The sequence below is a fragment of the Aminobacter sp. P4_H6_2 genome (assembly GCF_056400805.1).
Map to the genome: position 1 here is coordinate 1 of NZ_JBFUKO010000272.1, position 7,222 is coordinate 7,222.

At 61.5% G+C, this 7,222-nt stretch carries 8 protein-coding genes; all 8 read left to right on the forward strand.

The window, feature by feature from the left end; genetic code table 11:
- The coding region (locus tag AC1DUU_RS18630; RefSeq protein WP_476784889.1) for an NADH-quinone oxidoreductase subunit N at window positions 1-700 on the forward strand (700 nt) is incomplete at its 5' end.
- A 4-nt stretch (window positions 701-704) separates the two neighbouring features.
- On the forward strand, window positions 705-1,532 hold the full coding sequence (locus AC1DUU_RS18635) for a biotin--[acetyl-CoA-carboxylase] ligase (protein WP_476784890.1): 828 nt from the start codon (window positions 705-707) through the stop codon (window positions 1,530-1,532).
- A 22-nt stretch (window positions 1,533-1,554) separates the two neighbouring features.
- On the forward strand, window positions 1,555-3,225 hold the full coding sequence (locus tag AC1DUU_RS18640) for a ribonuclease J (protein WP_476784891.1): 1,671 nt from the start codon (window positions 1,555-1,557) through the stop codon (window positions 3,223-3,225).
- Between the two features lie 14 nt (window positions 3,226-3,239).
- On the forward strand, window positions 3,240-3,644 hold the full coding sequence (gene mce / locus AC1DUU_RS18645; RefSeq protein WP_476784892.1) for a methylmalonyl-CoA epimerase: 405 nt from the start codon (window positions 3,240-3,242) through the stop codon (window positions 3,642-3,644).
- Window positions 3,641-3,910, forward strand: a complete 270-nt coding sequence (locus AC1DUU_RS18650) for a DUF1467 family protein (RefSeq protein ID WP_476784893.1) — start codon at window positions 3,641-3,643, stop codon at window positions 3,908-3,910. Before mce ends, AC1DUU_RS18650 begins: the two co-directional genes overlap by 4 nt.
- 463 nt (window positions 3,911-4,373) lie before the next feature.
- On the forward strand, window positions 4,374-5,702 hold the full coding sequence (gene proS / locus AC1DUU_RS18655) for a proline--tRNA ligase (RefSeq protein WP_476784894.1): 1,329 nt from the start codon (window positions 4,374-4,376) through the stop codon (window positions 5,700-5,702).
- Window positions 5,699-6,985: a lipoprotein-releasing ABC transporter permease subunit gene (locus AC1DUU_RS18660; RefSeq protein WP_476784895.1), complete on the forward strand. Its 1,287-nt coding sequence runs from the start codon at window positions 5,699-5,701 to the stop codon at window positions 6,983-6,985. The genes proS and AC1DUU_RS18660 overlap by 4 nt, the downstream gene beginning before the upstream one ends.
- Window positions 6,985-7,222, forward strand: a 238-nt coding sequence (locus tag AC1DUU_RS18665) for an ATP-binding cassette domain-containing protein (RefSeq protein ID WP_476784896.1), incomplete at its 3' end; no start/stop codon positions are given. The genes AC1DUU_RS18660 and AC1DUU_RS18665, both read left to right, overlap by 1 nt.

Below are 7,222 nucleotides of genomic sequence, written 5' to 3' on the forward strand. Positions count from 1 at the left end.
CCCCAAGATGGCGGCGATGGCATTGATCGTGCGCGTCACCATGGGGGCGTTCGAGCCGATCGGCAGCGACTGGCAGCAGATCATCGTCTTCATCTCCATCGCCTCGATGCTGCTCGGCTCGTTTGCCGCAATCGGCCAGAGAAACATCAAGCGCCTGATGGCCTATTCGTCGATCGGCCACATGGGTTACGCACTGGTTGGCCTCGCTGCCAACAGYGAAGCTGGCGTGCGCGGCGTTGTCATCTACATGCTGATCTACTTGGTGATGACGCTCGGCACCTTCGCTTTCATCCTCGCCATGCGCCGCAAGGACGGCAATGTCGAACAGATCAGCGATCTCGCCGGCCTGTCCTCGACCAATCCAATGATGGCGACGATCCTGACCATCCTGATGTTCTCGCTGGCCGGCATCCCGCCGCTCGCGGGCTTCTGGGGGAAGTGGTACGTGTTCCTCGCAGCGATGGACGCAAAGCTCTACGCGCTGGCGGTGATCGGCATGCTGGCCTCGGTTGTGGGCGCCTATTATTACCTGCGCATCATCAAGATCATGTGGTTCGATGAGCCGGTCGGCGGCTTCCAGCCGATGGCGGGCGAGCTTCGCCTCGTGCTCGGCTTGTCCGGTGCGTTCGTGCTTTTCTACGTGCTGATTGGCGGTCCGGTCGGGCAGATGGCGGAAGCTGCTGCCAAGACATTCTTCTGACGGTATGGGGTTCCAACTCGCACCGACCGCAAGTGGCAACGGCTTTCGCCTGGAAGCCCACGACGCGGTAGGGTCGACCAATGCACTGGCGCTGGAGCGGGCTCTGGCAGGCGACCCGGGCAAGCTCTGGGTCGTTTCCAAGAAGCAGGAAAGCGGGCGAGGTCGGCGTGGCCGCGTCTGGGCGACGCCGGAAGGCAATCTGGCTGCGACCTTGCTCAAGGTTCTCGACCACGATCTGCAGTATGCCGCGACGCTTGGTTTCGTTGCCGGCCTCGCACTTGCCGATGCGCTCGATGCGGTGGCGCCCAACGCCCGATTTTCGGTCGGCGTGGACGGCGGCAGCGGGCAGGGCGTCAAGCGCTTCGAGCTGAAATGGCCAAACGATGTTCTGGCATCCGGCGCCAAGCTTGCCGGTATCCTGCTTGAATCGACCTTGCTCGGGCAAGGGAGGTTGGCGATTGCGATTGGCATCGGCGTCAATGTCGTGGCCCATCCGACGGACGTGCCATATCCGGCGACCTCGCTTACCAGCCTTGGTGCCGGCGTCGATGCCGAGACGTTGTTCCTGGCGCTCTCCGATGCCTGGAGCGAAAACGAACGCATCTGGGCCGAAGGCCGGGGATTGGCTGGAATCCGCAAGCGCTGGCTGGCGCGTGCGGCAGGCCTGGGCAGCGAAGTCGCCGTGCGGATTGAGGGAAATGTGGTGCGCGGCGTCTTCGAGACCATCGACGAGGATTGCCGCTTCGTGATCCGTGACGCTAAAGGTGAAACGGTAAAGATCGCCGCTGGCGATGTACATTTCGGCGCGGTCGCTTCGGCCGGCGCGGCCTGACAGGCCTGAAAGGATTTCTAGGATGGCGAAAGCGGAAAACGCTGAGCTCGTATTCGTGCCGCTAGGCGGCGTCGGCGAGATCGGCATGAACTTCGCTCTCTACGGCTTCGGGCCGGCGAATGCGCGCGAGTGGATCATCATCGACGTTGGCGTGACTTTCCCCGATGCGRCGCTGCCGGGCGTCGACCTTGTGCTGCCCGATACCCGCTTCATCGAGGAAGAGCTGAAGAACCTCCGCGGCATCATCATCACGCATGCGCACGAGGATCACTACGGTGCGCTGCACGACACATGGCCGAAGCTGAAGGCACCTGTCTGGATGACGCCTTTCGCGGCTGGGCTGCTTGAAGCCAAGCGGCAGTCGGAACAGGGCGCGCCGAAAATTCCGGTGACCATCTATCGTGCCGGCGAAAAATTCACCGTCGGGCCTTTCGAGATCGAGGCGATCGCGGTCAGCCACTCGATCCCCGAGCCGGTTTCGCTCGCGATCACCACCCCTGCCGGCACCGTGATCCACACCGGCGACTGGAAGATCGACCCTGCCCCGGAGATCGGGCCCATGATCGATGAGGCACGCTTCCGCGCCTATGGCGACAAGGGCGTGCTCGCACTGATCTGCGATTCCACCAACGCGCTGCGCGAGGGCGACTCGCCATCCGAGCAGCAGGTCGGCCAGGGCCTGCGCAAGGTCATCGAAGAAGCCAAGGGCCGCGTTGCCGTTACCACCTTCTCGTCCAATGTCGGCCGTATCCGTTCGATCGCGGAAGCCGCGCGCGACGCTGGCCGTCAGGTTCTGGTCATGGGCCGTTCGCTCAAGCGCGTCATCGATGTGTCGACCGAGCTTGGCTACATGGACGGGCTTCCGGAATTCGTCTCCGAAGATGACTATGGCTACATCCCGCGCGAAAACCTTGTCGTGATCTGCACCGGCAGCCAGGGCGAGCCGCGTGCGGCACTGGCCAAGCTGGCGCGCGACGAGATGAAGTCGGTGGCACTGTCGCCTGGCGACACTGTCGTGTTTTCCTCGCGAACGATTCCGGGCAATGAGAAGGCGATCCTCGAGATCAAGAACCRSCTSATCGACCWSGGCATCAAGATCATCGAGGAYGGCGATGCGYTGGTSCAYGTCTCTGGACACCCRCGSCGCAGCGAACTCAAGCGCATGTATGAATGGGTTCGTCCGCGCATCGGCGTGCCGGTGCATGGCGAAGCTGCCCATCTTGTCGGCCAGGGTTCCTTGATGTCGATGTCGGGCATTCCCGAAGTGGCGCAGATTCGCGACGGTGACATGCTCAGGCTCTGGCCGGGTGCCGCCGAGATCATCGACCAGGTGCCCTTCGGCCGCGTCTACAAGGACGGCAAGCTGATCGGCTCCGACGAGGCGATGGGCATCCGCCACCGGCGCAAGCTGTCTTTTGCCGGCCATGTTGCCGTCAATGTCGTGCTCGACGATAAGTACGAACTGTCAGGCGATCCGGATCTGGTGGCGATCGGTGTCGCCGAAGCAGATGCTGGCGGCGAGGCGCTCGAGGAATTGATGCTCGATGCGGCAATAGGCGCCGTGGACTCCATACCCCGTGCCCGCCGAAAAGACCTCGACTTGGTTCAGGAGGCCGTGCGTCGCGCAGTGCGCGGCGCGGCCAACGAAGCCTGGGGTAAGAAACCGCTGGTGACGGTGTTCGTCACCCGCTGAGGGCAGGACCTGATATGCTCGGACGTCTCAATCACGTCGCCATTGCCGTGCCGGACCTGGCGGCGGCGAGCGCTGTCTATCGCGACACGCTCGGCGCTGAGGTGACCGAGCCGCAGGCACTGCCCGAACACGGCGTGACTGTCGTCTTCATCGATGTCGGCAACACCAAGATCGAACTGCTCGAGCCACTCGGTGAGGGTTCGCCGATTGCGGCGTTCCTGGCAAAGAGCCCGTCGGGCGGCATGCATCATGTCTGCTACGAGGTCGACGACATCCTGGCGGCGCGTGACCACCTCAAGGCGTCGGGCGCGCGCGTGCTCGGCGACGGCAACCCGAAGATCGGGGCACATGGCAAGCCCGTGTTGTTTCTTCACCCCAAGGATTTCCAGGGAACACTGGTCGAATTGGAGCAGGCATGACCTGGATTTCACTCGCCGCGATGTATTTCGTCTTCTGGTGGCTAACTTTGTTCGCCATCCTGCCCTTCGGCGTCAAGACTCAGGACGAAGCTCATGATGTGGCGCCAGGGACCGAGGCGAGCGCGCCGCGTGGGCCGCATATGCTACGCGCCATGCTGTGGACGACCCTGGTAACAGCTCTCTTGATTGGCGCGTTTTATGCCGTCACCAAAGGGTTGGGCTACAGTTTCGACGATTTTCCGCAGTTCATCCCCGAGATCAAATGACGCATTCCAGAGCTTAGGGAACGCGGCTAAGGTCGTTTCTTAGGGGCGTGCGGCAAGCTGTTGTTCGGCCAAAAAAAATGCAAGGCACAAGGCCTTGCAATTAAACGCGTCCGACCTGCTTTCCGGTAACCGGCGGCAGCGAGTTATCGCGCCTAGATCGCATCCTCCCAAGACTTTGACCGCGTAGGAGAGCGGATTTATTCTCCGCCCTCTCGGTTATCAAGGCACATTAGACTAACCGGAAATGGAATGTCACGCGGAATTTTGCTTCCGAGCGGGCATTCCTGTGCTGCAATGCACAATTGACGTGCATATGCTGCCCATCAACCAGTCAGGGTATTGTGACGCTGCGTCGAAACGGACTGCGCGGGTTTCCATTCGGCCTTGAAATGGCTATGAAGCGCGTTCAAGCAAGCCTCTTTCTCGTGCCGATTCCGGCATCATCGTTTTCATGGAACATTCGATGCGTCTGTCGCGCTATTTCCTGCCCATTCTGAAAGAAAATCCCCGCGAGGCGGACATCATTTCCCACCGGCTGATGCTGCGTGCCGGCATGATCCGACAGCAGGGCGCCGGCAGTTTCTCGTGGCTGCCGCTGGGCAAGCGGGTGCTCGACAAGATCTGCCGGATCGTGCGCGAAGAGCAGGACCGGGCCGGTGCGCTCGAAATCCTGATGCCGACCATCCAATCGGCAGACCTGTGGCGCGAAAGCGGTCGCTACGACGACTACGGCAAGGAGATGCTGCGCATCAAGGATCGCCACGAGCGCGACATGCTGTTTGGCCCGACCAACGAAGAAATGGTCACGGAAATCTTCCGGTCCTACGTCAAGTCGTACAAGGATCTGCCGCTCAACCTCTACCACATCCAATGGAAATTCCGCGACGAGGTCCGTCCGCGCTTCGGCGTCATGCGCTCCCGCGAATTCCTGATGAAGGATGCCTATTCCTTCGACCTCGACTTCGACGGCGCCAAGGCCGCCTACAACAGGATGTTCGTCTCTTATCTCCGCACCTTCACGCGGATGGGCCTGCAGGCGATCCCGATGCGCGCCGACACCGGCCCGATCGGCGGCGATCTCAGCCACGAATTCATCATCCTAGCCGAAACCGGCGAAAGCCAGGTGTTCTGCCACCGCRACTATCTTGGCCTGCCGGTGCCTGGCGCTGCGACTGACTTCGCCAATGACGGCGAGATCGACGGCATCGTCAAGCAATGGACGACGCCTTACGCAGCGACCGAAGAAATGCACGACGAAGCCGCTTGGGCCGCAGTGCCCGAAGCCGACAAGGTTTCGGCGCGTGGCATCGAGGTTGGCCATATCTTCCACTTCGGCGAGAAATATTCCAAGCCGATGGGCGCCAAGGTCATGGGTCCCGACGGCAAGGAGCATTTCGTTTCGATGGGCTCTTACGGCATCGGGCCGAGCCGCCTGATCGCTGCGATCATCGAGGCAAGCCATGACGAAAACGGCATCATCTGGCCTGAGGCGGTGGCACCCTTCGACATCGGCCTGATCAACATGAAGGTCGGCGACAGCGAATGCGACCGCATCTGCGACGAGCTCTACAAGGCGTTCGGAGCGGCGGGCAAGGACGTGCTCTATGACGACACCGACCAGCGCGCCGGCGGCAAATTTGCCACCGCCGATCTGATCGGCCTGCCATGGCAGGTGATCGTTGGCCCGCGTGGCGCGGCAGCCGGCGAGGTCGAGCTTAAGAATCGCAAGACCGGCGAACGCGAGACGATGCCGGTGGCGCAGGCACTGGCCAAACTGGGCGTCAAGGCATGAACCAAGTGGTGGCGGCGAAACCGGCGGGCGCAGGGCCTTTCTCGGTGTTCGAGCGCATGGTGGCGTGGCGCTACCTGCGTTCGAAGCGCAAGGAGACGGTGATTTCCGTCATCGCTTCGATTTCCTTCCTCGGCATCATGCTGGGTGTTGCCACGCTGATCGTGGTGATGGCGGTAATGAATGGGTTTCGCGCCGAGCTACTGACCCGCATTCTCGGCGTCAACGGCCATCTGATCGTGACGCCGATCGACACGCCGCTTGAGGATTACGCGGCGGTTGCCGACCGTATCAATGGTGTTTCCGGCGTCAAATACGCGATCCCCCTGGTCGAAGGCCAGGTACTTGCCCAAGGCAATGTCGGTGCGGGTGCCGGCGCGCTGGTGCGTGGTATCAGAGGCAGTGACCTCGGCAAGGTGACGCTGGTCGCCAACAACATTAAGCAAGGCTCGATCGTCGGTTTCGACAATGGCGAGGGCGTGGTCATCGGCAAGCGCATGGCCGAGAATATGGGCCTGGTGCTGGGCGATTCCATCCGGCTTGTCTCGCCCGACGGCGACGTGACGCCGATGGGCACGACACCGCGCGTCAAAGCCTATCCGATCGTTGGCATCTTCGAAGTTGGCATGTCCGAATACGATACGTCGATCCTGTTCATGCCGCTCAACGAGGCGCAGCTCTATTTCAATTCCGAAGGCAAGGTCGGGTCGATCGAGATCTATGTCGACAATCCCGACGATGTCGACGCGCTGAAGACCAAGGTCGAGGAGGCCGCACAACGGCCGATCTTCCTGACCGACTGGCGACAACGCAACCAGACTTTCTTCTCGGCTCTGCAGGTCGAGCGCAATGTCATGTTCATGATCCTGACGCTGATCGTGCTGGTCGCGGCCCTCAACATCATTTCGGGCCTGATCATGCTGGTGAAGGACAAGAGCCACGATATCGCCATCTTGCGTACGATGGGCGCGACGCGTGGCGCGGTGATGCGCATCTTCCTGATGACCGGGGCTGCCATCGGCATGACCGGCACCATCGCGGGTGTGCTGCTAGGTGTCGTGATCTGCCTTAATGTCGAGCGCATCAGGCAGTTCTTCTCCTGGCTGTCCGGCACCGTCCTGTTCAATCCGGAGCTCTATTTCTTGTCCCAGTTGCCGGCCAAGATGAATGTCAGCGAAACCGTCTCGGTGGTGCTGATGGCCCTTGTACTGTCGTTCCTCGCGACACTGTTTCCAGCATGGCGGGCGGCTACGCTCGATCCGGTCGACGCACTGAGGTACGAATAATGGGCATCGAGCATGTTATCGAGCTCAAGGGCGTCGAGCGCCATTATGAGCAGGGCTCGCGCAAGCTGACGATCCTCAACAACGCCAATTTTTCGCTGAAGCCTGGTGAGATGGTGGCGCTCGTGGCGCCATCCGGCGCTGGCAAGTCGACGCTGCTGCATACGGCTGGCCTGCTCGAGCGCCCTGACGCCGGCGATGTTTTCTTGAACGGCCGCGCCTGTGGGCGTCTGTCGGACG